The sequence below is a fragment of the Streptomyces sp. NBC_00102 genome (assembly GCF_026343115.1).
Classification (GTDB): Bacteria; Actinomycetota; Actinomycetes; order Streptomycetales; family Streptomycetaceae; genus Streptomyces.
Map to the genome: position 1 here is coordinate 89,452 of NZ_JAPEMC010000003.1, position 24,048 is coordinate 113,499.

The 24,048-nt window shown below is 72.6% G+C and carries 20 protein-coding genes; 10 read left to right on the plus strand and 10 right to left on the minus strand.

Annotated elements, in window-relative coordinates; translation table 11 throughout:
* The first annotated feature begins 91 nt into the window (after window positions 1-91).
* Window positions 92-742 carry a TetR/AcrR family transcriptional regulator gene (locus OHA55_RS31010; protein ID WP_266712753.1) on the plus strand — a complete coding sequence of 217 codons (651 nt, stop codon included), beginning with the start codon at window positions 92-94 and terminating at the stop codon, window positions 740-742.
* 132 nt (window positions 743-874) lie between these two features.
* Here the strand turns inward: OHA55_RS31010 and OHA55_RS31015 are convergent, their stop codons facing one another.
* From OHA55_RS31015 to OHA55_RS31025, 3 genes are all read right to left on the minus strand, one after another.
* Complete coding sequence (locus OHA55_RS31015; RefSeq protein ID WP_266712755.1) at window positions 875-1,375, minus strand: hypothetical protein; 501 nt, start codon at window positions 1,373-1,375, stop codon at window positions 875-877.
* Window positions 1,376-1,492: 117 nt separating this feature from the next.
* Complete coding sequence (locus OHA55_RS31020) at window positions 1,493-1,888, minus strand: ACT domain-containing protein (RefSeq protein WP_266712757.1); 396 nt, start codon at window positions 1,886-1,888, stop codon at window positions 1,493-1,495.
* A gap of 139 nt (window positions 1,889-2,027) precedes the next feature.
* Entirely contained in the window at window positions 2,028-3,554 is a 1,527-nt protein-coding gene (locus OHA55_RS31025) for a fatty acyl-CoA synthetase (protein WP_266712759.1), read from the minus strand.
* A gap of 231 nt (window positions 3,555-3,785) precedes the next feature.
* Between OHA55_RS31025 and OHA55_RS31030 the strand changes: the two genes are divergently transcribed.
* Window positions 3,786-5,648 carry a serine hydrolase gene (locus tag OHA55_RS31030; protein WP_266712761.1) on the plus strand — a complete coding sequence of 621 codons (1,863 nt, stop codon included), beginning with the start codon at window positions 3,786-3,788 and terminating at the stop codon, window positions 5,646-5,648.
* 59 nt (window positions 5,649-5,707) lie between these two features.
* On the opposite strand, the gene OHA55_RS31035 is transcribed toward OHA55_RS31030, so the two are convergent.
* Window positions 5,708-7,273: an NAD(P)/FAD-dependent oxidoreductase gene (locus tag OHA55_RS31035; protein ID WP_266712763.1), complete on the minus strand. Its 1,566-nt coding sequence runs from the start codon at window positions 7,271-7,273 to the stop codon at window positions 5,708-5,710.
* 259 nt (window positions 7,274-7,532) lie between these two features.
* Here OHA55_RS31035 and OHA55_RS31040 point away from each other — a divergent pair, with 259 nt between their 5' ends.
* The 3 genes from OHA55_RS31040 (at window position 7,533) to OHA55_RS31050 (ending at window position 10,107) form a co-directional block, all read left to right on the plus strand.
* On the plus strand, window positions 7,533-8,384 hold the full coding sequence (locus OHA55_RS31040) for a PHP domain-containing protein (RefSeq protein WP_266712765.1): 852 nt from the start codon (window positions 7,533-7,535) through the stop codon (window positions 8,382-8,384).
* A gap of 118 nt (window positions 8,385-8,502) precedes the next feature.
* Window positions 8,503-9,285: a TerD family protein gene (locus tag OHA55_RS31045; protein ID WP_323180534.1), complete on the plus strand. Its 783-nt coding sequence runs from the start codon at window positions 8,503-8,505 to the stop codon at window positions 9,283-9,285.
* 108 nt (window positions 9,286-9,393) lie between these two features.
* On the plus strand, window positions 9,394-10,107 hold the full coding sequence (locus OHA55_RS31050) for a 3-keto-5-aminohexanoate cleavage protein (protein WP_266712767.1): 714 nt from the start codon (window positions 9,394-9,396) through the stop codon (window positions 10,105-10,107).
* A 72-nt stretch (window positions 10,108-10,179) separates the two neighbouring features.
* Here the strand turns inward: OHA55_RS31050 and OHA55_RS31055 are convergent, their stop codons facing one another.
* Entirely contained in the window at window positions 10,180-10,611 is a 432-nt protein-coding gene (locus OHA55_RS31055; protein ID WP_266712769.1) for a DUF6083 domain-containing protein, read from the minus strand.
* Window positions 10,612-11,181: 570 nt separating this feature from the next.
* Between OHA55_RS31055 and OHA55_RS31060 the strand changes: the two genes are divergently transcribed.
* The gene (locus OHA55_RS31060) at window positions 11,182-12,033 is read left to right on the plus strand and encodes a uridine kinase (RefSeq protein ID WP_266712771.1); all 852 of its coding nucleotides are present in this window, start codon (window positions 11,182-11,184) and stop codon (window positions 12,031-12,033) included.
* 33 nt (window positions 12,034-12,066) lie between these two features.
* Here the strand turns inward: OHA55_RS31060 and OHA55_RS31065 are convergent, their stop codons facing one another.
* Together OHA55_RS31065 and OHA55_RS31070 are read right to left on the minus strand one after the other, a co-directional pair.
* Entirely contained in the window at window positions 12,067-14,343 is a 2,277-nt protein-coding gene (locus OHA55_RS31065; RefSeq protein ID WP_266712773.1) for a serine/threonine-protein kinase, read from the minus strand.
* Between the two features lie 26 nt (window positions 14,344-14,369).
* Window positions 14,370-15,257, minus strand: a complete 888-nt coding sequence (locus tag OHA55_RS31070) for an oxygenase MpaB family protein (RefSeq protein WP_266712775.1) — start codon at window positions 15,255-15,257, stop codon at window positions 14,370-14,372.
* 253 nt (window positions 15,258-15,510) lie between these two features.
* Between OHA55_RS31070 and OHA55_RS31075 the strand changes: the two genes are divergently transcribed.
* From OHA55_RS31075 to OHA55_RS31085, 3 genes are all read left to right on the plus strand, one after another.
* On the plus strand, window positions 15,511-17,847 hold the full coding sequence (locus tag OHA55_RS31075; RefSeq protein ID WP_266712777.1) for an MMPL family transporter: 2,337 nt from the start codon (window positions 15,511-15,513) through the stop codon (window positions 17,845-17,847).
* A gap of 119 nt (window positions 17,848-17,966) precedes the next feature.
* Entirely contained in the window at window positions 17,967-19,229 is a 1,263-nt protein-coding gene (locus tag OHA55_RS31080; RefSeq protein WP_266712779.1) for a sensor histidine kinase, read from the plus strand.
* Entirely contained in the window at window positions 19,226-19,894 is a 669-nt protein-coding gene (locus OHA55_RS31085; RefSeq protein WP_266712781.1) for a response regulator transcription factor, read from the plus strand. The genes OHA55_RS31080 and OHA55_RS31085 overlap by 4 nt, the downstream gene beginning before the upstream one ends.
* Before the next feature lie 36 nt (window positions 19,895-19,930).
* Here the strand turns inward: OHA55_RS31085 and OHA55_RS31090 are convergent, their stop codons facing one another.
* Window positions 19,931-21,106, minus strand: a complete 1,176-nt coding sequence (locus tag OHA55_RS31090) for a methyltransferase (protein ID WP_266712783.1) — start codon at window positions 21,104-21,106, stop codon at window positions 19,931-19,933.
* A 70-nt stretch (window positions 21,107-21,176) separates the two neighbouring features.
* Window positions 21,177-21,401, minus strand: a complete 225-nt coding sequence (locus OHA55_RS31095) for a hypothetical protein (RefSeq protein ID WP_266712785.1) — start codon at window positions 21,399-21,401, stop codon at window positions 21,177-21,179.
* 347 nt (window positions 21,402-21,748) lie between these two features.
* Between OHA55_RS31095 and OHA55_RS31100 the strand changes: the two genes are divergently transcribed.
* The gene (locus OHA55_RS31100; protein WP_266712787.1) at window positions 21,749-22,582 is read left to right on the plus strand and encodes an endonuclease I family protein; all 834 of its coding nucleotides are present in this window, start codon (window positions 21,749-21,751) and stop codon (window positions 22,580-22,582) included.
* Between the two features lie 68 nt (window positions 22,583-22,650).
* Here the strand turns inward: OHA55_RS31100 and glsA are convergent, their stop codons facing one another.
* Window positions 22,651-23,982: a glutaminase A gene (gene glsA / locus OHA55_RS31105; RefSeq protein WP_266713546.1), complete on the minus strand. Its 1,332-nt coding sequence runs from the start codon at window positions 23,980-23,982 to the stop codon at window positions 22,651-22,653.
* Between the last annotated feature and the right edge of the window lie 66 nt (window positions 23,983-24,048).

Genomic DNA, 24,048 nt, shown 5'->3' on the forward strand with positions numbered 1-24,048 from the left:
TGTGAATTCATGTTCACATTCTGAGAGTACGCCGAGGGGTGCACCGGTTGTCAAAGGCCCTGTTGAGAGCCGTGCGGATACCATGCGTGACATGACCGAAGAGCCGGAGCGCCCAGCGTCCTACCGGGAGCCCCAGCAGGCCCGTAGCGCCGCGACCCTGGCTCGCGTGCTGCGGGCGGCCGAGGAGATCGCCTCCACCTCCGGCCTGGAGGAGATGACGATCGCCGGGGTCGCGAAACGCGCCGGTGTCGCCGTCGGGACGATCTATCGCCGCTTCGAGGACAAGAACCAGCTGATCACCGCACTGACCGAACGGATGCTGGAACGCCGCGAGGAATACGTGGCGGAGCAACTGCGGGCCGCCGAGCCCACGCTCTCAGCCGTCGTGCACACCTACGCGCACGCCCTGCTGCAGTCGTTCGCCGACAGCAGCAGCCTCTTCCCGGAGCTGCTGCGGACACGTGGCACCGGATCGCTGGACCGCGGGGCCCGCACCATCACCGAACTCCACCGTCTGCTGCTCGAAGCTGCGGATCCGTACACCGACCGGATCCGCAGCTCCCAGCCCCGGCAGGCACTCGACACCGTGGCCCGCGCCATCCTCGGCGCCTGCTTCCACAACTCGGTACGCCCCGACGCCATCACCGGCGAAGCCGCCAGACGCCGGTACGCGGACGAGCTCGGCGACATGGCCATGGCCCATCTCCTCACTCCCGGCCGACCCCACGACCCAGGGACCTGAGCCGGACGGGCTGCCGCACGGCCCCCGCGCCGACTCGTGGCGGAACTCCCCCTGAACACACGACGTCCCTGCGGCCCACGGATCCGTCCGTGGTCCGCAGGGACGTTTCAGCCCTGCTTTCGGCTACCGGGGTCAGCCCTGCTGGAAGAGCTCCGCGGGCAGCGGCTTGAGCAGCGCGTAGAGGTCGTCGGTGATCGGGCGGTCCCAGCTGGCGATCGTGACGAGGACGCCGTCGCTGCGGTCGAACTGCACGCAGGCGATACGCGTCTCCGAGAGCTTGACGCGGCGCACGATCAGCAGGTTGTCGCCCTGCATCACGGGCATGTCCTCGGTGGAGGTGACCTCCACCGGCTCGTCGTTCTCCAGTGCGAGCAGCAGCTGCGCGACCTCGAAGGGGACTTGGCCCTCCTCGGTCTCGCGGGCGGGCGAGCCGGCCGGGAGGTTCCCGATGATCATGGCCGGACCGCGGCCACCGTAGAGGTCGTACCGGAGGAAGACGCCCTGGCAGGTGCCGTCGGGCGCGGGCAGCAGACCGGCACCGAGGTTCCCGGGCCAGTCCCCCGGGTCCATGGCGAGGACATCGAAGTCCGGGCCGGCGGGAGTGGCGGCGCTGCGACGGCGGAGGAAGGACATGCAGCCATGTTACGTGGCCCGGCTCACCTCGCGGAGCCGGGCCCGGGCGGTGCGTCGAAAGCCGGGGCACCGCGTCCGGGCGACGCCCGAAGGGGCGCGGAACGGGTACGGAGCGCCCTACTCGGCCGCGAGGGACTCCAATACGGCGACGGCATCGGCGGAGCGTTCGTACGGGACGAAGAGGTGATCGTGGTGGTATCCGGCGACCACGTTGCAGCTGATGCCCGCGTCCGTCAGCGCGAGGGAGACGGCCGCGGTGAGCCCCACCGTGTCCAGGGCGGAGTGCACCCGCAGGGTGATCCAGCCCGCGACGAAGGTGTGGCTGAGGCCGGCCCGCTTCGCCTCGTACTCGGTCAGGACGAGGGTCACTCCCTCCCGCTCGGTGACCGTCACGACGGGCGAGACGCCGGCGGGTACGGCGTCCCGGCGGACGCTGGTGAAGACGTACCGGCCCTCGTTCAGCTCGGGCCGCAGGGATCTCAGGAGGGTGCGGAGGTCCCGCTCGCCGGTCATGGGCTCATGGTAGGCCGCCGGCCGCGGCGCCGCCGTCCTCCCCGCGGCGTCCGCCGGACCACCGCACGGACGGAGGCCGGAGCGCGGCATTCACCCTCGGCAACGGCACTCGCGGGCCCGGCGTACTCCGCCGACGGGCTCACTCCACGCCCTTGGCCAGCCGCTCGCGCAGCTCCCGCTTGAGGATCTTGCCGCTGGCGTTGCGGGGCAGGTCGTCCACGAAGACGACGCGCTTGGGGGCCTTGAAGGAGGTGAGCCGCTCGCGGACGTGGGCGATCAGCCCGGCGGCGGTCGCGTCGGAGGCGGTCGCCGTGTCGCGCAGGACGACCACGGCGGTGACGGCCTCGATCCAGCGTTCGTCGGGGAGTCCGACGACGGCGGTCTCGGCCACCTCGGGGTGGGTGTAGAGGGCGTCCTCGACCTGGCGGGACGCGATGAGGACGCCGCCGGAGTTGATGACGTCCTTCACCCGGTCCACGACGGTGAAGTAACCGTCCGCGTCACGCACCGCGAGGTCACCGGAGTGGAACCAGCCGTCGCGGAAGGCCTCTTCGGTCTCCTCGGGACGCTCCCAGTATCCCTGGCACAACTGCGGTGAGCGGTAGACGATTTCACCCGAGGTGCCGTCCGGAACCTCCTTGCCGTCCTCGTCCACCACGCGTGCCTCGACGAAGAGGACGGGCCTGCCGCAGGAGTCCATCCGCCCTTCGTGCTCGTCGGGGCCGAGGACGAGGGCGAGGGGGCCGATCTCGCTCTGGCCGAAGCAGTTGTGGAAGGCGAGGCCGGGCAGGCGGGCGCGCAGGCGTTCCAGGACGGGCACCGGCATGATCGACGCCCCGTAGAACGCCTTGCGCAGGGCACACAGGTCCCGGTTGGTGAACTCCGGGTGGTTGGCGAGAGAGATCCAGACGGTGGGCGGGGCGAAGAGGCTGTCCGCCCGCCCCGCCTCCACCAGGTCGAAGATCCGGCCCGGGTCGGGGGCGTCCAGGACGGTGTTCTCCGCGCCCACGGCGAGGTACGGCAGCAGGAAGACGTGCATCTGCGCGGAGTGGTAGAGCGGCAGCGAGTGCACCGGCCGGTCGGCGGCGTCGAGGCCGAGCGCGGTGAGGGCGCTGACGTACTCGTGCACGAGGGCACCGTGGGTCATCATCGCGCCCTTCGGCAGGGCGGTGGTCCCCGAGGTGTAGAGCAGCTGCACGAGGTCGTCGGCGCCGGGGGCGCGTTCGGGGGTGAACGGGCGGGGCGTGGCGAGCGCTTCGAGCAGGGAGCCCGGCGCGTCGCGCAGGGTCCGTACCCGGTGTCCGGCGGGAACGCGGTCCACGAGGTCCGGGTCGGTGAGGACGAGGGAGCTGCCGGAGTCGCCGAGGAGGTGGCTCAGGTCGTCGCCCTTGAGGTTCTGGTTGACCGGTACGTGGATGAGGCCGGCACGGGCGCAGGCGAGGTAGGCGATCGGGTAGACGTCGGAGTTGTGCGCGTAGGTGGCGACCCGGTCGCCGTGCCGCAGCCCGTGCTCGCCGGTCAGGACGGCGGCGGCGGTCGTGACCGCGGTGTCCAGTTCGGCGTAGGTCCACGACCGGTCCGCGTACCGGATCGCGGTGCGGTCGGGGGTGCGCCGGGCGCTGCGGGTGAGGAAGCCGTCGACCGTGCTGCTTCGTGCTCCTGTCATGGCCGGAATCCTGTGTGCGCGGGGGCCGCCGGTCAAGGGTGGCGCGGACACCGGAGGGAGGCGTCCACAACGCCCCTTTTCCGATGGCCCGTCAATTGTCGCCGTGCACGACCCCGTACGGAACGGGAGCGGCGACAGTACCCTCTCTTCCGGCAACAAGTTTCACGATCGGAAGCAGTTTCGAAAGTTACTTTCATGCGGATGTCGGACACGGACCGAGAGGGATCACTGATGACCGGGGACACGAAGGGTTTCGGAATCGGCCGGCGGAGGCTGGGCGGCGGGATACTCGCGCTCGGCGGGGCTCTCGCCCTGGCGCCGCTCCCGCTGGCGGGTACGGCGGCGGCCGCCGAGCGGGGCACCGAGACCTCCGGGGCGGAGGCGACTTCGAGAACGGGAACGGGAACGGGCATGACGGCAACGGCGAAGCGGCCCACCCTGCGGCACGGCTCCGCCGGGCGGGCCGGGCTGATCGAGGAACGACTGAGCGAGCTCGTCGAGGTGGCCGGCGCCTACCTGGAGGACTCCCCCAAACACCCGTGGTACGCCGGAGCGGTGCTGCTCGCGGCGCGCGGCGGCACCGTGGCTCTGCACCGGCCGATCGGGATGGCGGTCCGGTACTCGGCGTACGACGAGAAGACCGACACGGGCGTGGAGTTCCCCGCCGACCAGCAGGTACCGATGACCGAGGACACCGTCTTCGACCTGGCCTCCGTGTCCAAGCTCTTCACCTCGATCCTGGCGGTGCAGCAGATCGAACGGGGCCGGCTCACCCTGGAGGCCACGGTCGCCTCGTACCTCCCCGAGTTCGCCGGGGGCGGCAAGGGCGAGGTGACGGTACATCAACTTCTGACGCACACATCGGGTTTCCGGTCCTGGATCCCCCTCTACAAGGCACCGACCCGGGAGGGAAAGCTCCAGCTCGTCTGGGACGAGGCGCTCATCGCCGCCCCCGGTACCGCGTACCTCTACTCCGACCTCAATCTGATCTCGCTCCAGCTGATCCTGGAGAAGATCACCGGTCGCACCCTCGACGTCCTGCTCCGGGAAGAGATCACCGAGCCCCTGGGGATGCGGCGCACCCGCTACAACCCGCCCGCGTCCTGGCTGCCGGACATCGCCGCGACCGAGGACGCCCGGCTGCCGTGGTCAGGGCTCGACCGGGGGCTCGTCCGGGGCGAGGTGCACGACGAGAACGCGTACTCGCTCGGCGGGGTGGCCGGGCACGCGGGGGTCTTCTCCCGCGCCTGGGACCTGGCGATCCTCGCCCGGACACTGCTCAACGGCGGAATCTACGGGCGTGCCCGCATCCTGTCCGAGGAGTCGGTCGAGCTGATGTTCACCGACTTCAACTCCGCGTTCCCCGGCGACGCGCACGGGCTGGGGTTCGAACTCCACCAGCACTGGTACATGGGCGCGATGGCCACCCCGCGCACGGCGGGCCACACCGGGTTCACCGGCACCAGCCTGGTGATCGACCCCACGACCGACTCCTTCCTGATCGTACTCGGCAACTCCGTCCACCCGGTGCGCAATTGGCGCTCGGGCAGCGCACCTCGGGTCGCCTCCGCCGACCGGATGGCGCGCGCCGTCGCGGTCCGCCCGGCGCACGGGCGCACCGCGTGGTTCTCCGGGATGGCGAGCGCGTCCAGCGCCCTGCTCACGCTGCCCGCCGTGCGTCCCGTCTCCGGGCCGGCCCGGCTGGAGTGTGCGCTCTGGTGGGACACCGAACCGGATGCGGACGCCCTGTATCTGGAGGTGTCCACCGACGCGGGGGCCGTCTGGCAGCCGGTTCCGTTCACCACCGTGCCCGCCGGCGCCGGGGCGCACGGTACCGCGACCGCGCACCCGGCGGGGACGGTCTCCGGCTGGTCCGGGCGTGTCTGGCACACCGTGGACGCGGACCTGGGCGCCTGGCGCGGGCAGGCGATCCAGCTGCGCTGGCGTTACGCGACGGACAAGCTGTACGTGGGGCGCGGGGTCTACGCCGACGCGATCCGGGTGAAGGACGCGGGCCGGGTGCTCTTCGACGAGGCCCGCCCGGCCGACGCGGCCCGCGTCACGGCGGTCGGCTGGGCCCCTTCCGCCGACTGAGCGGCGCCGCGCGGTGCGCGTGCGGTGGCGCCGGTACCCGGAAAACCCCGGTGGTCCCCTCAGAGCCCCAGCGCGGCCATCGCCGCGTTGTGGCCGGGGACCCCGCTGACCCCGCCGCCGCGCACCGCCCCGGCGCCGCAGAGCAGGACGTTGGCGTACGAGGTCTCCACGCCCCAGCGGCCGCTGTGCTCGGTGGCGTACGGGAAGGAGAGGTCCCGGTGGAAGATGTGCCCACCGGGCAGGCCCAGTTCGCGCTCCAGGTCGAGCGGGGTCTTCGCCTCGACGCAGGGGGCGCCGTTCTCGTCGCGGGCGAGGCAGTCGGCGATCGGCTCCTCCAGGTGGGCGTCCAGCTGCGCCAGGGTCGCGGCGAGGAGTGTGTCGCGGCTGCCCGCGTTGTCGGCCGCGAACAGCCGGGCAGGGGTGTGCAGCCCGAAGAGGGTGAGGGTGTGGAAGCCGCGCTCCGCGAGTCCGGGACCGAGGATCGAGGGATCGGTCAGGGAATGGCAGTAGATCTCGGACGGCGGCGCGCTCGGCAGCCGCCCTTCGGCCGCCTCCCGGTGGGCGGTGGCCAGCGCCTCGTACCCCTCGGCGATGTGGAACGTACCGCCGAAGGCCGCACGGGGGTCGACGGACCGGTCGCGCAGCCGGGGCAGCCGGGTGAGCAGCATGTTCACCTTGAGCTGGGCCCCCTCGGGCGGGGCGGACGGTTCGCCCGCGTCCCCGGTGAGCGCGGCGAGTTCCCGGGGGGAGGCGTTGACCAGGACCCGGCGGGCGGCGACGGTGTGCTCGCCCCGGTCGTCGCGGACGGTGACCTCTGCGCGGGTGCCGTCCGTCTCGATCCGTACCGCCTCGTGCCGGGTGCGGATCTCGGCGCCGGCGGAACGCGCCGCGTCGGCGAGCGCGTCGGTGAGGGCGCCCATGCCGCCGACGGGGACGTCCCAGTCGCCCGTGCCGTTGCCGATGACGTGGTAGAGGAAGCAGCGGTTCTGGCGCAGCTCCGGGTCGTGGGCGTCGGCGAACGTACCGATCAGCGCGTCGGTCAGGACGACCCCGCGGACCAGGTCGTCGGCGAACCGCTTCTCCACGGCGACGCCGAGCGGTTCCTCGAACAGCGTCCGCCAGGCGGTGTCGTCGCCGACGCGCGCCCGCAACTCGGCCCGTTCGGGGAGGGGTTCGGTGAGCGTGGGAAAGACGCGCCCGGCCACCTGCCGCGTCATCCCGTAGAACCGCTGCCAGGCTTCGTACTCCCGGTCCCCGCCGGTGAGCGCGGCGAAGCTCTCCCGGGTGCGGCCGTCGCCGACGAGCAGCCCGGTGGCGGCCCCGCCGCGCACGGCAGGGGTGTACGAGGAGACGGTGCGCCTGCGCGTGGTGAAGCGGAGCCCGAGATCGCGGACCACCTTGTGCGGCAGCAGGGAGACCAGGTAGGAGTACCGGGAGAGCCGGGCGTCGACCCCGGCGAACGGGCGGGTGGAGACGGCCGCGCCGCCGGTGGTCCCCAGCCGCTCCAGTACGAGGACCGACTGTCCGGCCCGGGCGAGATAGGCGGCGGCCACCAGTCCGTTGTGGCCGCCGCCCACGATCACGGCGTCGTAACTCTTCTGGGTCGTGCTTCCGGGTACGGTCATCCGCCTTCGTAACACGGGACGGCCGTGCACGGCCAGAGGTGCGCGCGGGGCAGCCTGGCGGGCTCCGCGGCATGGCGGGAGCCGGGGCCGGAGACCGTGTCCGGCGTGTCGCGGAGAGCGCCCCGACACGCCGGACACTCGTGCCCAGGGCTCACGTCCCCGGCCCTCCCGCCGACATGCCGCCCGGCGGCGTGCGCTCGTCGACGGGCCGCCCGGTGGTCGGCAGACTGTCTCCAGGATCCGACCTCGAGGGGGACTCGTGACACTGCCGGCGGACAGCCATGTGCACAGCGAATGGTCCTGGGACGCGCCGAAGGGCTCGATGGTGCTCTCCTGCGCGCGGGCGGTGGACCTGGGGCTGCCGGCGGTCGCCTTCACCGAGCACCTCGACCACACCGTCTGGACCGTCGCCCTCGACGGTCCCCACGCCAGCGACCATCTCGCCGCCCTGGCCACCCCGGACGGACGGCTGACTCCCCCGGAGTTCGACGTCTCCGGGTATCTGGAGGCGGTCGAGGAGTGCCGCGACCGGTTCCCGGAACTCCGTGTCCTCAGCGGCCTGGAGACGGGAGAGCCGCACTGGCACGCCGCGGCCGTCTCCGAGGTGCTCGCCACCGGCCGGTTCGACCGGGTGCTCGGCTCCCTGCACTGCCTTCCTCTTCCGGGTGGCGCGGGATTCGCCGAGCCGCCGGGCCTGTACGAGCACCGGGGGGCGGCGGAGGTCGTCCGGGAGTACTTGGCGGAGGTGGCCCGGCTGGTCGAGCAGAGCGACGCGTTCTCCGTGCTGGCCCACATCGACTACCCGATCCGCTACTGGCCACGGCAGAAGGCCGGTCCGTTCGAACTCGCCTCGTTCGAGGAGGAGTTCCGCCACGCGCTGCGGGCGACCGCCGCCTCGGGCAGGGCGCTGGAGATCAGCACGCGCATTCCGCTGCACGCGACCGTCCTTCGGTGGTGGCACGAGGAGGGCGGAGACGCGGTGACGTTCGGAAGCGACGCCCATGAGCCCTCGGGCATCGCCCGCGGGTTCCGTGAGGCGGCGGAGATGGCGGAGGCTCACGGGTTCCGCCCCGGGCCGAACCCGTACGACCTCTGGGGGCGCGTGGGCTGACCCGGTCGGGCCCCCACCACACACACGGTGGGGGTCCGGTGCGTCGGCCGGCCTTCGGCCGGTGCCGTCTGCCAGCCACTTGATCATCGCGAATCCGTCCGCCGGTTAGACGTCGGTCCTGGTCGTCCTTCGTGGGGGCCGTCGGACAGAGCCGACCGCGGTCCGGGACCTGTACGGCACCGTCCAGGACGCCGGCGCCAACAAGGGTGTCCTGGTCCCGACGTCCGGATTCGGCCCCGGATCGCACGCGTTCGCGCAGGGAAAGCCGCTGGAACTGGTGGCGGGCTCCGAGCTCGTCGACCTGCTGCAACGCCATGGCCTGCGAGGGTGGCTGGGCAGTCGTGAGCGTCCGGTCCCGGCCCCGCGGTCCGCACCCGCCGGCCCCGACGCAGACGGCGCGGGCGGGGCCGGCGCGGGCGACCACAACACTCTGGGCATGTACTGGACGGGCAGCGTCACCCTGGACGTGTGCGCCCTCGTCTGCCACGGCGGCCGGGTACTCGACGACGACCACTTCGTCTTCTACAACAACCCGCGCACCCCCGACGGCGTGGTGCGCGCGCTGCCGCCCGCCGCGCCGGACAGGGCCGCTCTGCGGGTGTCCTTCGACGCGCTGCCCGAACGGGCGGACCGACTCGTCGTCGTGGCGGCCGTCGACCCGCTGGCCGACCCCGCCGCCGACCTGTCCGGCTTCACCAGGGCGGGTATCCGGTTACTCGACGCGGGGGGAACCGAGCTCGACACCCTGGAGGTCTCCGACGGCCGTCCCGAGGAGACCGCCCTGGTCCTCGGCTCCTTCCGGCGCCGGGCGGGCGGCGACTGGGACTTCGTCGTCGGCGGCAGGGGGTACCGGGGCGGGCTGGCCGAACTGGTCCGGGACTACGGCCTCGACGTGGACTGACATGCGCCGGGGTCCCGGAATCCCCGGCGGGCCGTCGCGGTGATCCCTGCAACGCCCACCGAGGGAAAACGTCTCCGGATGCCGGACCCGTCTGCGAGGATCAGGGCCATGCTCCAAGTCTGTTTGAACGGTGCCAGACTCCGCGACGAATGCGCTCAACTCCCCGTCACCCCGGGGGAACTGGCCTCGGCCGCCCGCGCGGCCGTCGCCGCCGGCGCCCAGGACGTCCACCTCCACCCCAAGAACCACGACGGCGAGGACACGATGGAGCCCGCCGCGGTCGCCGCGGCCCTCACAGCCGTGCGGGCGGCGGTCCCCGGCGTCCCCGTGGGGGTGACGACGGGAGCCTGGACGACGCCGGGCCCCGCGGAGCGCGTCTCGCGGGTCCGTTCCTGGACGGTGCTGCCCGACCACGCGTCGGTGAACTGGCACGAGGACGGTGCCGCCACGGTCGCCGACGCCCTGCTGGACCGGGGCATCGGCGTCGAGGCGGGCATCTACTCGGGGACGCATGCGGCAGAGCGCTTCCTCGGATGGCCCCGCTCCCACCGCGTGCTGCGCGTCCTGGCCGAGATCACGGACACCGCTCCGCAGGCCGCGATCCACGCGGCGACCGGGCTTCTGGAGGAGCTCCTCGCCGCGCCGGGACCGTCGGTCCTCCTCCACGGCGAGAACGATGCCGCCTGGGCCGTCCTGCGCATGGCCGCCTCCCTCGGGCTGGACATGCGGATCGGCCTGGAAGACGTGCTCCGCCTGCCGGACGGGACACCCACCGGGAGCAACGCGGACCTCGTCCGGGCGGCACGCGACCTCATCCCGTAGGCGCGGGACAGTCGCCACGGTCCGTCCGCGCCCGCCCGAACCAGCAGGTCCTGTCATTGTCGTGACGCTGCGTCAATGGTCGACCGGCGAGGGGCCGTCCTCCGGAAGCTCGAACAACCGGCCCGCCCTCCGTCTGTTCTCCTGACGCAGGACGGTGACCCAGGTCCCGAAGTCTCCCGGTCGCAGATACGGGCAGACCAGGCGGTGCGGAATGTGGCATCGGGTACCCGGGACGGGCTCGGCGTCCCAGAGGTTCATGGCTCTTCCGTCCGGAAGGACGATCCAGCGGTCGTGCGGAGGGACTGTGTGCGCGGCGACGACCATTCCGGGTTCGAGGAGGACCCAGTGGTCCCCGTAGTGGGTGGGGTAGCGGTCCTGGCGGAGGTCGCAGAAGGGGCATTCGGGCGGATGGGGCGGGCGCGGGGCGATGGCACCTTCGAGGAGGGCCTGGTAGATGTGATCGGCACTGTCCGGTCCTGGCGCGGTATTTCCGGTATCCCCCATGTATCCAGGGTCCGGACGGGTCGTCAGATGCGGTAGGACGCGATTCGGCCGCTACGGACGGGCCGGCAGCACACGGATGGTGCACGGAACGGCCCGCGAGGCGCTCCGCCGCTCACCCGCATCACGGGGACGGGCCGAACCACTCCCCCGTCCACCCGGCCGGGCAGAGGGGCAGGGGCGTGGCCGGACGGCCGTCAGAACGCTCCACCGCCGGGCCGGATGATCTTTCATGACGGCAACTCCGTTTTCGGAGTGGCCACCGACGGGGTGACGGTGGTGAGGCCGCGGCGCGCGACCCACCCGCGCCGCTGCGGAGGATGTCGACGTCTCGACTCGTCGGCGCAGGTGCCTCGTCGGCCCCCTGTCCCGCCGCACTCGGCCTGCATCGTCATGGCCAGGACTCCCACCCGCCGCGCCGACACCCGACGCCCGGCCCCCGGCCCCCGGCCCCCGGCCCCCGCGGCGATGATCCAACGAAATGCCTCGGGACGACCGGGAAAGCGGTGGCATCCGGAGGCGCGCGGAAAGTAGCTTGTCTCCGCCCCGCACGCCGCCCCCCGAGGAGTTCTCGTGTTCGACAACGTCCAGGGTCTTTCTCCGGATCATGCCGCACGACTCGCCGGCCTGGTCGAGCGATGCGGGCCGTTGCTGGACCAGGACGAGGGCATGGAAGATGTCCAGCGGCTGCTGCGGGACCTCGGAGCCGGGGTCATGGACTCGATCGTCGTCACCTGGGAACTGCTGGGAGCCCGCCACGGGGACCTCGGCGATGCGAAAAGGACCGTGCTGTCGAGTGCCGCGCGGACCACCGAGCTGCGCGCGCATCAGCAACCCGTGGACGTGGTGGAGCAGGCTAAGGCCGTCGCCGACGGCGTCCTGCACCTGGCCCGGGCCCGGGGGACCACCACGATCGTCGCCATCGACGGCACCGGAGGATCCGGCAAGACGACGTTGGCCGCCGCAGTGGCCGAACTCCTCGACGGCGCCGTCGTCGTCCACGTCGACGACTTCTACCGCCCGATGCCCGCCGGCGAGCGAGAACTGCTCGACGCGGAACAGGGCTATCACCGCTACTTCGACTGGGAACGTCTCCGGGACCAGGTCCTGATCCCGCTGCGGGACGACCGGGCCGCCCGCTACCAGCTCTACGACTGGACCACCGAACAGCTCGGAGCCTGGCGCGAGATCGCCACGGGAACCGTGGTGATCGTCGAAGGGGTCTACTCCGCCCGCCCGGAGCTGGCCCCCTGCTACCACTTCACCGCCTACGTCGACACACCGCGAGGCGTCTGCCTGACGCGTGTGCGAGCACGCGGCGAGAACTCCGAGGAGTGGATCATGCGTTGGCGAGCCGCCGAGGACCACTACGTGCACACCACATCGCCCCGGAGCAGGGCCGAACTCCTCGTCAGGGGCTGCTGAAGCAAGAGGGGAGGGCTCGGCGGCCGGTCGCGCTCACCGGTGGGTACCTGCTCCGGGGTGGGGCGGCGCAGGCGGCAGCGCTCCGGGGTGGGGCGGCGCGGGAGGCACGGCGGGCTGCGGCGAATCGGTGAGCGGGGCCGCGTGGCCGAGCTGCTGGAGGCAGCGGGCCTCGTCGTCGCGGCTCGCCACCGCGTCCGGGTGGCCGGATCCGAGCACCCGGGTCCGGGCCTCGGCGACCCTCCGGTAGAGGTCGAGCGCCTCCGCCCAGCGGCCGAGCCATCCGAGCGCGACGGCGACCTCGCGGCAGCTGACGAGGGTGTCGGGGTGGTCGGGCCCCAGGGTGCGTTCCCGCGCGGCGCACACCGCTCGTGCCTCGGCCAGAGCCCCTTCCCACTGGCCGGTGCGGCCGAGGTTGACTCCCAGGCCGTGCCGGGCCCGGAGCGTCTCCGGGTCGTCCGGGCCGCTCACTTCCGTCCGGTCGTGCACGAGGGCGCGGTAGAGCTCGGTCGCCTCCGCGCCCCGTCCGAGGCGTCCGAGGCAGATGCCGATCTCCTGGCGGGTGGCGAGCGTGTCCGGGTGGGTGGTGCCCAGTGCGTGGACCCGGCCCCGCACGACCTGGGTGTAGGTGTCCAGGGCCTCCTGCCATCGCCCCGCACGGCCGAGGGCGTAACCCACTTCGAAGAGGGTCACGAGGGTGTCGGGGTGGCCGGCGCCGAGCACCCGGGCACGTGCTTCGGCGACCTCGCACGACATCCGGTACGACTCCTCGGATCGGCCCAGCCGGCCGAGGGTGAAGGCCATGTTGTGGCGGCAGTTCAGCGTGTCCGGGTGGTCGGGGCCCGCCGTCCGCTCCCGGTCGGCGAGCACCGCCGCGTACACCCGGTGCGCCTCGGCGTGCCGTCCGAGGCGCCCGAGGACGTACGCCGTCTCCTGGCGCGCCGCGAGGGTCTCGGGGTGATCGGGGCCGAGAACCTCCGTCCGCCCCTCGGCGACCTGGCCGAACTCTCCCAGCGCCTCGCTGTCGTGTCCGGTGCGGCTGAGGCAGACGCCTCGTTCGTACCGGCTGGCGAGCACCTCGGGGTGGATGGCCCCCAGCAGCCGGGCGCGTTCCGCCGCGACCGCGCGGTGGATCTCCCCCGCCTCCGCCCAGCGCCCCGCGCGGGAGAGGGCGAGGCCCTCCTCGTGGCGTCCGGCCAGGGACCGCAGCGCGTCGGAGGCCGGGACCTGGCGGGGGGCCGGGAGTGCCGGGGGCCGGACCCCGGTCGTCCAGGCGCCGGTCAGCGCGGCGGCGTGATCGCCCGGTCCGGCGTCCCCGCGCCGGGTGCCGGTGGCCCTGCGTCCGATCGTCATCGAGCGGGTCCAGTCGGGCAGTTCGCGCGGACCGGAGGCCGGGGGCAGCGCGGGGCGTGCGGCCGGCACGGGGTACGGGGTCGGGGCCGGGCCGGTGTCCCGCTCGCCGCCGGTGCGCGAGAGGACCATCCGCCGCCGTACCGAGCCTGCGTCCTCCGGGCGCTGTCCGGGGGACTTTGCCAGCAGGTCGAGCACGATCCGCTCGAAGAACTCGGGGAGTTCGGCGCGGTGGGCGCGCAGCGGCCGGGGCGGGGTGTCCCGGTGGGCGACGAGAATGCCCCAGGCGTCGTCCAGGTCGAACGGAGGTACTCCGGTGGCGATTTCGTAGAGCACGCAGCCCAGCGAGTAGAGGTCGCTGCGCTGGTCGACGCCGACTCCGCCGATCTGCTCGGGCGACATGTAGTGGGGGGTGCCCATCGAGATCCCGGTACCGGTCAGCTTGGAGGTGAAGCCGATGTCCTGGGCGAGGCGTGCGATGCCGAAGTCGCAGATCTTCACCGTGCCGTCGGTGAGCCGCATGATGTTGGCGGGCTTCAGGTCGCGGTGCACGATGCCCTGCCGGTGGGTGTACCCCAGGGCGTCGGCCATCTGTTCGGCGATGTCGATCACGTCGTCGACGGGCAGCGCCCGCCTGTCGTTGTCCTCCAGGAGCTGGCCGAGGTTACGCCCTTCGAGCAGTTCCATCACCAGGTACAGGACACCTTCGTGCTCGCCGAAGTCGTGGACGACGGTGACGCCCCGGTGCTGGAGGGCGGCGGCCACCCGGGCCTCTCGGCGGAACCGCTCCCGCAGGACGCGGGTGAAGGTGCGGTCGTGCGGGGGGCCGGAGGGCTTGAGGCATTTGACGGCGACCTGTCGGCCCAGGGACTCGTCGCGGGCCCGCCACACCTCGCCCATTCCGCCGCGCCCGATCAGATCGAGCAGTTGGTACCGGCCCTGGATCAGCCTGGTCTCCGCCATGGTCCGCCGTCGCCCCCGTCGCTCCGTTACGTACGCGCCCTCCCCGGCGGATCCAGTATGGCGGGCCGTCCCGGCAGTCGGCGCGGGTCGGGTCGGCTACCGGGGCCGAGTCGGGCCATCGCGGTCTCGATCCGCCGGGGCGGAATCCTGCGGCGCAGTCGCGCGGGTACGGCCCGCAGGAGCCGGCCGGTCGCGCGCAGCCGGTGGTCGACGGTGGCGGCGGGCGGGGCGGGGCGGCCGTAGAGGTCGTGGGCGTACGGCGGCAGGGAGTCGTAGGCGAGCGCGGCGATCTGCCGCCAGAGCACCGCGCGGGCGGGTACCAGAAGTGCGGGGACGGGCGGGCGGCGCAGGAAGTCGTCGACCTCCGCGGCCTCGGCCGAGGCCGCGAGTTCGGGCCGGATCCGGTGGAAGTACGCGTCGAGCCCGCCGGTGGTGGCGGGGACGTCGGCCGGGTCGAGCCCGACGAGACGGGCGCTGCGGCGTTGCTCGTCGACGTAGCGGTCGGCCTGCGCGTCGGACAGCGGGTAGCCGGAGCGGCGCTGGACTTCGAGGTAGGAGGCGACTTCCGCGCAGTGCACCCACAGGAGCAGTCCGGGTTCGCCGACGCCGTAGGTCTCGCCGGTCTCCGGGTCGGTGGCGGTGATCCGGCTGTGGATCCCGCGGACCCGGGCGCCCGCCCTCTCCGCCTCTTCGGTGGTGCCGTAGGTGAGGACCCCCACGAAGTCGGCGGTGCGCAGGAGCCGGCCCCAGGCGTCCTTGCGGAAGTCGCTGTTCTGGGTGACGCCCCGTACGGCGCGCGGGTGCAGCGCCTGGAGGTAGAGGGCCCGCACCCCGGCGACCCACATCATCGGGTCGGCGTGCATCTGCCAGGTGACCGTGCGGGTGCCGAAGATCCCGGGGTCGGCATCGTTCATCGCGTGGGCCTCCAGCTCGGAGCGGGGCGGATACCGGACGCGCGGATGACCGTCCACCATGGTACGCCGCGCGGGTCCGGGTGCACCGGCCCGTGCGGGCGGTGGACCCGGATGCCGTGCGCCCGTACGACGCAGGGCCGGCGTGTACCACCAGCGCAGTACTACGGATGACGGCAGGCGCACGACGCCCGCCGGTGCCTGTCCGGGGAGGGTGGAGGAGTCCGCACGTACTCCGACCGGAAGGCCCGTCACCGTGGCCAGTTTCCTTTACCGCCTTGGCCTCGGGGCCTTCCACAGGCGACTGCTCGTGATCGCCCTGTGGGGGCTGGTCCTGGTCGGCGCCGCCGTCGGTTCGGCCGTCGCGCCGGAGGCCAAGGACTCCGCCACCACCATGCCGGGGATCGAGTCCCAGCAGGCCTACGACCTGATGGCGAAGCGCTTCCCCGGCGCTGCCTCGGACGGGGCCACCGCCCGTATCGTCTTCGTCGCGCCGGACGGGGAGCGCGTCACCAGCGCCGAGAACCGGGCGGTCGTCGACGAGACGGTGACCGAAGCCGCCGGTGCCGGGGCGGTCGCCTCGGCCGTGGGCCCGTTCGCCGCGGGCGCGGTCAGCGAGGACGGCTCCACCGCCTACGCGACGGTGACGTTCAAGGAGACCGCGAACGATCTCACCGACGCGGAGAAGGCCCCCGTCCAGGACGCGATCGACGATGCCCGCGCGAGCGGGATGACCGTCGAGGTGGGCGGCGACGCGCTGGCCGGCCAGGTGGAGTCGGGTGGTCCCGCGGAGGGGATCGGCATCCTCGTCGCCGCCGTGGTGCTGCTGGTCACGTTCGGTTCGCTGGTGGCGGCCGGGCTGCCGCTGCTGACCGCCGTCGTCGGCGTCGGCGTGTCCGTTCTGGCGATCGGCGCCCTGGCCAGCACCTTCGGCCTCTCCTCGTCGACCAGCTCGCTGGCGTCCATGCTCGGCCTCGCGGTCGGTATCGACTACGCCCTGTTCGTCGTCTCCCGCTACCGCGAGGAGCGCGGCAAGGGCCGCGGTGCCCGGGAAGCCACCGGCATGGCGGTCGGAACGGCCGGTTCCGCGGTCGTCTTCGCCGGACTCACCGTGATCATCGCCCTCGCGGGCCTGTTCGTCGTCGGCATTCCCACCCTGACCACCATGGGCTTCGCCGCGGCCGGGGCGGTCGCCGTCGGCATCCTGATCGCGCTCACCCTGGTCCCCGCCCTGCTGGGTCTCTGGCCGAACACCGTGCTGCCGCGACGGCTGCGCAAGGTGGCCCGACGGGCCCGGAAGGCGGCACTGCGCACCGCTGCCCCGGGTGAGGGGCGCCGTGCCCGCCGGCGTGCCGCCGCACGGGCGGCCGATGGAGCCGTCGCCGCCGCGTCCGCCGAGGGCGTCCACGCGAAGCCGGCGGAGAACGGTGGCAGCCGCTGGGCCCGTTTCGTCACCCGCCGTCCGCTGCCGGTCCTGATCGCGTCGGTGATCGGTCTGGGCGTCGTCGCCCTGCCCGTGCTGGATCTGCAGCTGGGCATGCCGGGGGCCGAGTCGAAGTCCGTGGCCACCACCGAGCGCCGGGCCTACGACGCGCTGGCCGAGGGCTTCGGCCCTGGCTTCAACGGTCCGCTCACCATCGTGGTGGACGCCCAGGGCGCGTCCGATCCGCAGGACGCCGTGGCGGACATCCACGACCGCCTGGCCGGGACGCGCGGGGTGGAGTCGGTGTCCGCACCCCGCTTCAACGCGGCCGGTGACACCGCCGTCCTGTCGGCCGTGCCGTCCACCAGCCCCACCGACAAGGCCACCGTCGAGCTCGTCGACTCCATCCGCGGCGACCGGGGTGCCATCGAGGACGGCACCGGGGCCACCTTCGAGGTGACCGGGACGACCGCGCTCAACATCGACGTCGCCCAGAAGATCCAGGACGCCCTGGTTCCCTACCTGATCCTCATCGTGGGTCTGGCCCTGCTGCTGCTGATGATGGTCTTCCGCTCGGTGCTCGTCCCCCTGAAGGCCACGCTCGGTTTCCTCCTGTCGGTGCTGGCGGCGCTGGGAGCCGTGGTCGCCGTCTTCCAGTGGGGCTGGGCCGCGGATCTGCTCGGTGTGGAGCAGGCCGGACCGATCATGAGCATGATGCCGATCTTCCTGGTGGGCATCGTCTTCGGCCTGGCGATGGACTACGAGGTCTTCCTCGTCTCCCGTATCCGCGAGTCCTACGTGCACGGCGAGAGCCCGAAGGAGGCCGTGGTCAGCGGTTTCCGTGCCAGTGGGAGGGTGGTCGTGGCCGCCGCGCTGATCATGATGTCGGTCTTCGCGGGCTTCGTGACCGCCGGCGAGTCGATGGTCAAGACGATCGGGTTCGGTCTGGCGATCGCCGTGCTCTTCGACGCCCTCGTGGTCCGGATGGCCTTCGTGCCGGCTGTCCTCGCGCTCCTCGGACGCTGGGCCTGGTGGCTGCCGAAGCCGCTGGCCAGGATCCTGCCGAAGGTCGACGTGGAGGGCGAGAAGCTCGCCGGAGAGGCCGCACCGGCCGAGGCTGCGGAAGCGGACTCCGGACGGTCCCCGGAGCGGGAACCCGCAGGCGTCTGAGGCGGCCGGAAGGTACGTACCGGGTCAGGGCTGCCCGTGTCCTCGCGACACGGGCAGCCCGATCGCGACCCCGCTCAAGGGAGATCATCATGGGACGGACAGCCCGAAGGAGGCCGCTGATGAAGGCTCGGCCCCTCGTCACGCGCTGGGAGGAGTTCGTACGGCGGCGCGCTCTGGTCGCCGATGGCGTCCTCGCCCTCGTCCTGTTCGCGGTGACGGTCACCGCCGGTGTAGCCACCAGCACGCATCCGAACGACGGCAGCCAGTGGGTCTGGGGCGCGGTGCTCGGCGGCGTGGGCAGCCTGGCCCTGTTGTTCCACCGTCTCCACCCGCGCGGCACCGTCGTGGTCACCGCCGTGTGCGCGGCCGTGGCCACGTCCCTCGGGTTCCTGCTGACACCGCTGGTCCTCGGCCAGCTGATGGCGTCCCTGTACTGGTTCGCACGGGACAGGGACCGGCACGAGGCCTTCAGGTGGGCGGCCGGAGTCGCCCTGCTGCTGGTGGCCGTTTCACTGCTGGAGGACACGGCGAACTACTCCTTCGTGCTCCAGACCGTCAATCCGGTCGCCTGGCTGCTGCTGATGCCCTACATGGGCGGCGCCGTACAGTTGCGCCGGGCCTACCTCGAAGCGGTGGAGGCGCGCGCCGTGTTCGCCGAACGGACCCGCGAGGAGGAGGCCAGGCACCGGGTGGACGAGGAACGCATCCGCATCGCCCGCGACCTGCACGACGTGGTCGCCCACCACATGACCCTGGCGAACGCCCAGGCGGGCACCGCCGCGTATCTCGCCCGCCGCAATCCGGACCCGCGGGTCAGCCGGGTCCTCGACGAGCTCGTGGGCACCACCTCGTCCGCGCTGCGCGAGCTCAAGGCGACGGTGGCGGTGCTCCGGGAAGCCGGTGACACCGACTCGCCCCTCGAACCGGCCCCCGGGCTGGAGGATCTGCCCGCCCTTGCGGAGTCGTTCACTCCGACGGGGCTCCGGGTGACCCTGCGCGAGGAGGGGCGGCCGCTCCCGGTCTCCTCCGGGGTCGGCCTCACCGCGTACCGGATCGTCCAGGAGGCGCTGACGAACGCGGCCAAACACGCGCGCACCGACGCGGCTGTCGTGACCTTGCGCTACGGCCGCGACCGCATCGTCGTGACCGTCACGGACGACGGCCCCGCGGGGGCCTCCGAAGCGCCGGTGACCCCGGAAGCGCCGGCCGGGGCGCCCTCGGGGTTCGGACTGCTCGGCATGCACGAGCGCGCCCAGCTCGTCGGCGGCACCCTGACCGCGGGACGCCGGGGAACCGGCTTCTCGGTGGTGGCGGAGCTCCCTCTGCTGCCGGGCGAGCTGACCGCGAACGACCCTTCTCCCGAACAGGAACCCACCACGTGACCTGCACCGTACTGCTGGCGGACGACCAGGGCCTGCTGCGCGCGACGTTCCGCATGCTCATCGAATCCACCGACGACCTCGTGGTCGTCGCCGAGGCGTCGGACGGCGCGGCGGCGGTCGCGGCGGTGCGCGCCCACCGCCCCGACGTGGTCCTGATGGACATCCGTATGCCGGGAACCGATGGCCTGGCGGCCACCGAGGCCATCTGCTCCGACCCGGATCTGGCCCCGACCCGGGTCCTGATCCTGACCACTTTCGAGACCGACGAGTACGTGGCCCGGGCCCTGCGCGCCGGGGCGAGCGGGTTCCTCGGGAAGGACGCGGACCCCGACACCCTGCTCGACGCGATCAGGACCGTGGCCGCGGGCGAGGCACTTCTGTCACCGATGGCGACCCGCTCGCTGATCGCCTCGTTCGTCGGTACGCCGCCGCCCTCGCCGCCCGCCGACGCGGACGCGCTGGCCGAACTCACGCCCCGGGAGCGGGAGGTGGCGGTGCTGGTCGCCGAGGGGCTCTCCAACCACGACATCGCCGAACGTCTCGTGCTCAGCCCGCTGACCGTACGCACCCATGTGCACCGCACGCTGGCGAAGACGCACTCCCGCGACCGGGCGCAGCTCGTCGCCCTGGCCTACCGCACGGGGCTGGTACGGCCGCCCACGTGACCCGGCGCCGGTCGTCCGGCGCCGGGTCACGTGGCGTCAGCGCTTGACGGCGCGCAGGACCACGAACTTCGGGTCGCCCGCGACGGTGGTGCAGTTGCCGAAGATACGGCGCAGCTGCGTGTGGTAGCCGAGGTGCCGGTTGCCGACGACCCAGAGCTCACCGCCCTGCCGCAGCGCCGTGCGCGCGCCGTGGAACATGTTCCGGGCGGTGGCGTCGGTGGTCGCCAGGTGGGAGTGGAACGGCGGGTTGGTGAGGACCAGGTCCGCGCTGCCGGGCTCCGCCTCGGCCAGTACGTCCCCGACGACGAACGACGCCTCGCGGCCCGGCTCGGTGCCGGCCCGGAAGGTCTCCTCGGCGGAGGCGACGGCCTGGTACGACTCGTCGGTGAAGACCACGGAGGCGTCCGGGTTGGCGAGCGCCGCCGCGAGGCCGACGACTCCGTTGCCACAGCCGAGGTCGACGACCCGGTCGGGGCCGGAGCGCGTGGGCAGGTGCTTCAGGAAGAAGCGGGTGCCGATGTCGAGCCGTTCGGCGCAGAAGATGCCGGCGTGGTTGACGACCGTGCGTCCGGCGGCGGGCCCGATGTCCGCGGGGAGTTCGTACCGCAGCGGCCAGGGGCTGGGTGTGCGCGCCAGGGCCGGGTCGGGGGTGGAGAAGATCAGCCGGGCCTTGCGTACCGCGAGCGAGGTGCGGGTCGGGCCGACGATGCGCTCGAAGAGCTTGAGCGTGGAGGTGTGGATCTCCTTGACCATGCCCGCGCCGATGACCACGGTGCCCTCGTGGAGGGAGGGCGCCAGGCGGTGCAGCTGGTCCTCCAGGAACGCGAGGCTCTTGGGCACGCGTACGAGCAGGACGTCGATCCGGTCCGGCGGGGTGTCGCGCGACGACAGCAGGCGCACCGACTCGGGGTCGACGCCGTTGCGGGCGAGGTTCGCGCGGGTGGCGCACTGCGCCAGATAGGAGTCGGAGATCTGTACGGGCCGGTGGCGTGCCAGCACGGTGGAGAGCGCGCCCCAGCGGTCGCCGACCACCACGACGGTGCCGGAGAGGTCGACCGGCCCGGCCGGTCCGGCTGCGCCGGGCTCCGCAGGGCCGTCCAGCCTGTTGAGGAGGTACTCGTCGGCCGCGTCCCAGGCGCGGAGGGGGTCGCGCGGGTGCTCGGGGAAACGGGCCAGGTCGACGGGGCCCTGTGACGTCGTCAAACGGTTCATTGTGCGTTCAGGCTATCCCGGGAGAGAGCACCCGCCGTGCCGGGCGCTCCCTCCCGGAGCCCGCCGGTGCTCAGGGCAGCCGCTTGTCCATGGCCGAACGGCCTTCCTCGGCGATTTTGCGCCTGGCCCATTCCAGGGTCTTCGGTGTCACGTCCCGGCCCGACGCGAGAACCAGGTCCTCCGGACTCGGGCGGTCGACGGCTCCGGTGTGGAGCAGCCGGTCCGGCGTGACCTCCTGCGGCGTGATCGCCCGCGCGTCACGCGTGAGGTATATGGATTCGGGATCTTGGCTCATGCCGCCTCCTCGTCCTTTCGGGCAATTCTCGCGCCGCGGCGCCGCACGCGCATCCGAGGCCGGACGGAGCGGGCGACGGGGGCCTCCGGGCAGGGCCGCGACAGTGGCGTGATCTCTGAAGGGGCTTCCCGACGGACTCCTCGATGGGACGTCCGGGGCTGCTGGGGCCGGCGGGACCGGTCACCACTTGACCTGCACATGATGATTACGTTCCGTTCATGCATCGGGTACGGCGCGCATGGAAGGCTGCCGAGCAGATCGCCCTTCACTTGGCTGCCGCATCCCCTCCCTCCCCCACGAATCCGAGGGTGGCCGCAGCCCTTTCCGTCCCGGAGAGGACACCCCACATGTCCCGTCACCCAAAAATCTACGCGCGTCCACTCCTCGCCGCCCTCGCTGCCGTCACCGTTCTCACCGGGACCGCCGCGGCGGTCCCGGCCAAGGACACCCCGGCGCCGGTCGCCGCGTTGGCGCCCGCCACCGCCTCGGCCACCCTGGACGACACGTACTACGCGGGCGCCCTCGGCAAGTCCGGCACCGCGCTCAAGGCGGCGCTGCACACCATCATCAGCAGCCAGACGAAGGTCTCGTACAGCCAGGTCTGGGAAGCGCTGAAGGACACCGACGAGGACCCCGCCAACCCCGACAACGTCATCCTGCTGTACACCGGCGAGTCCCAGTCCGAGGACGACAACGGCGGCAACGTCGGCCAGTGGAACCGTGAGCACGTCTGGGCCAAGTCGCACGGCGACTTCGGTACGGCGACCGGCCCCGGCACCGACCTGCACCATCTGCGTCCGGCCGACGTCCAGGTCAACTCCATCCGGGGCAACAAGGACTTCGACAACGGCGGCAGCCAGGTCTCCGGCGCTCCCGGCAACTACACCGACGCGGACTCCTTCGAACCCCGCGACGCCGACAAGGGCGACGTCGCACGGATGATCCTCTACATGGCGGTGCGTTACGAGGGCGACGACGCCTGGGCCGACCTGGAGCCCAACGAGAAGGTGAACAACGGCTCGGCGCCGAACATCGGCAAGCTCTCCGTACTGAAGGAGTGGAGCCAGGAGGACCCGCCGAGCGCCTTCGAGAAGAACCGCAACGAGGTCATATACACGCAGTACCAGCACAACCGGAACCCGTTCATCGACCACCCGGAATGGGTCGAGTCGATCTGGTGATCCCCCTGTTCCGGGTTCGCCGCCGCTCCCGGTGGCGAACCCGGAACACGGCCGTTCGCAACCGTCGTTCAGGCCCTCCGCCCGCTCCCTTCCGGCGCGTCTCCTTCTCGCGCGGCCCGCGCGACGGCCTCGGCACGGGAGGAAAAGCTCGGCGGACCGGTGTCCGGGCGGCCCTCGCCCCCGAGCCGGCCGGCGGCCGCGGGTGACCGGCCGGCCGGCGGGGTGCTCAGCCGCCCGGCGGGGTCGGCGAGGGCCACGTGGTGCCCCGCCCTCTCCAGCCGGGCCAGCCCCTGCCGGAGCATCGCGTACGCCACCGACTCGATCCCGCTCACCTGCCGCAGGTCCAGCACCACCGAGGGGGCTCCCGCGGAGCCGGCCTCGTCGAGTCCGTACAGCACCCGTTCGGCGGCGGTGAAGTCCAGTGCCCCCTGAGCGGCCACCACCGCCACCCGCCCCTTCACCTCCGGGCCGCTGCCGGGCGGCGGGTCCTCCCCCGTGGTGACGAGCGTGACGGTGGAACCGGGCAGCGCGGGGTTGAGCATCAGATGGAGCCCGAGGCGCTCGGAAAGGGCGGCGAAGGCGGTCCGCCCGCGCACGGAAGTCCCGGCGGCGTCGAGGGGCGGGCTGTAGGAGGCGAGCCCGAACCGGGCGGGCCCGGCGGCGATCAGGCCTCCCGAGACCCCGCTCTTGGCCGGCAGCCCCACCCGCAGCAGCCACTCCCCCGACGCGTCGTACATCCCGCAGGTGGCCATGACGGCCAGGACCTGGGCCGCGACCTCCTCGGACACGACCCGGTCGTCGGTCAGCGGGTTGACGCCGCCGTGGGCGAGGGTGGCCGCCATGACCGCGAGGTCCACGGCTGTCACCCGTACCGCGCACTGCCGGAAGTACGTCTCGGAGGCGGTGACCGGATCGACGGGAAGCCGTCCGGCGCCCCGGATGAGGTAGGCGAGCGCCCGGTTGCGGTCGCCGGTCGCGGATTCGGAGCGGTACACCGCCTCGTCCACGTCCAGGTCCCGTCCCGCGAACCGGCCCAGGAATTCCAGGATGCGTTCGAATCGCGGGTGTTCCGGGGTGTCGGGAACGAGCGAGGAGGCGACCAGGGCCCCCGCGTTGACCATGGCGTTGGCGGGCCGGCCGGTACCGTGCTCCAGGCTGATGGCGTTGAACGCCTCGCCGCTGGGCTCCGAGCCGACCCAGGCGGAGACCTCGTCCAGCCCCAGTTCGGCCAGCGCCAGGGCGTAGACGAACGGTTTGGAGACGGACTGCACGGTGAAGGGCGTGCGCGCCTCGCCCGCGCTGTAGAGATGGCCGTCCATGCTGACCAGGGCAAGCCCGAAGGCGTCGGGATCGGCCCGGCTCAACTCAGGAATGTACGACGCGACTTCGCCCTGCCGCATCGGGGCGAACCGCGCACGCAGCTGGCCGAGGGCCGCTGTCACGGCACCCGCGGCTCCCGCCCCGGC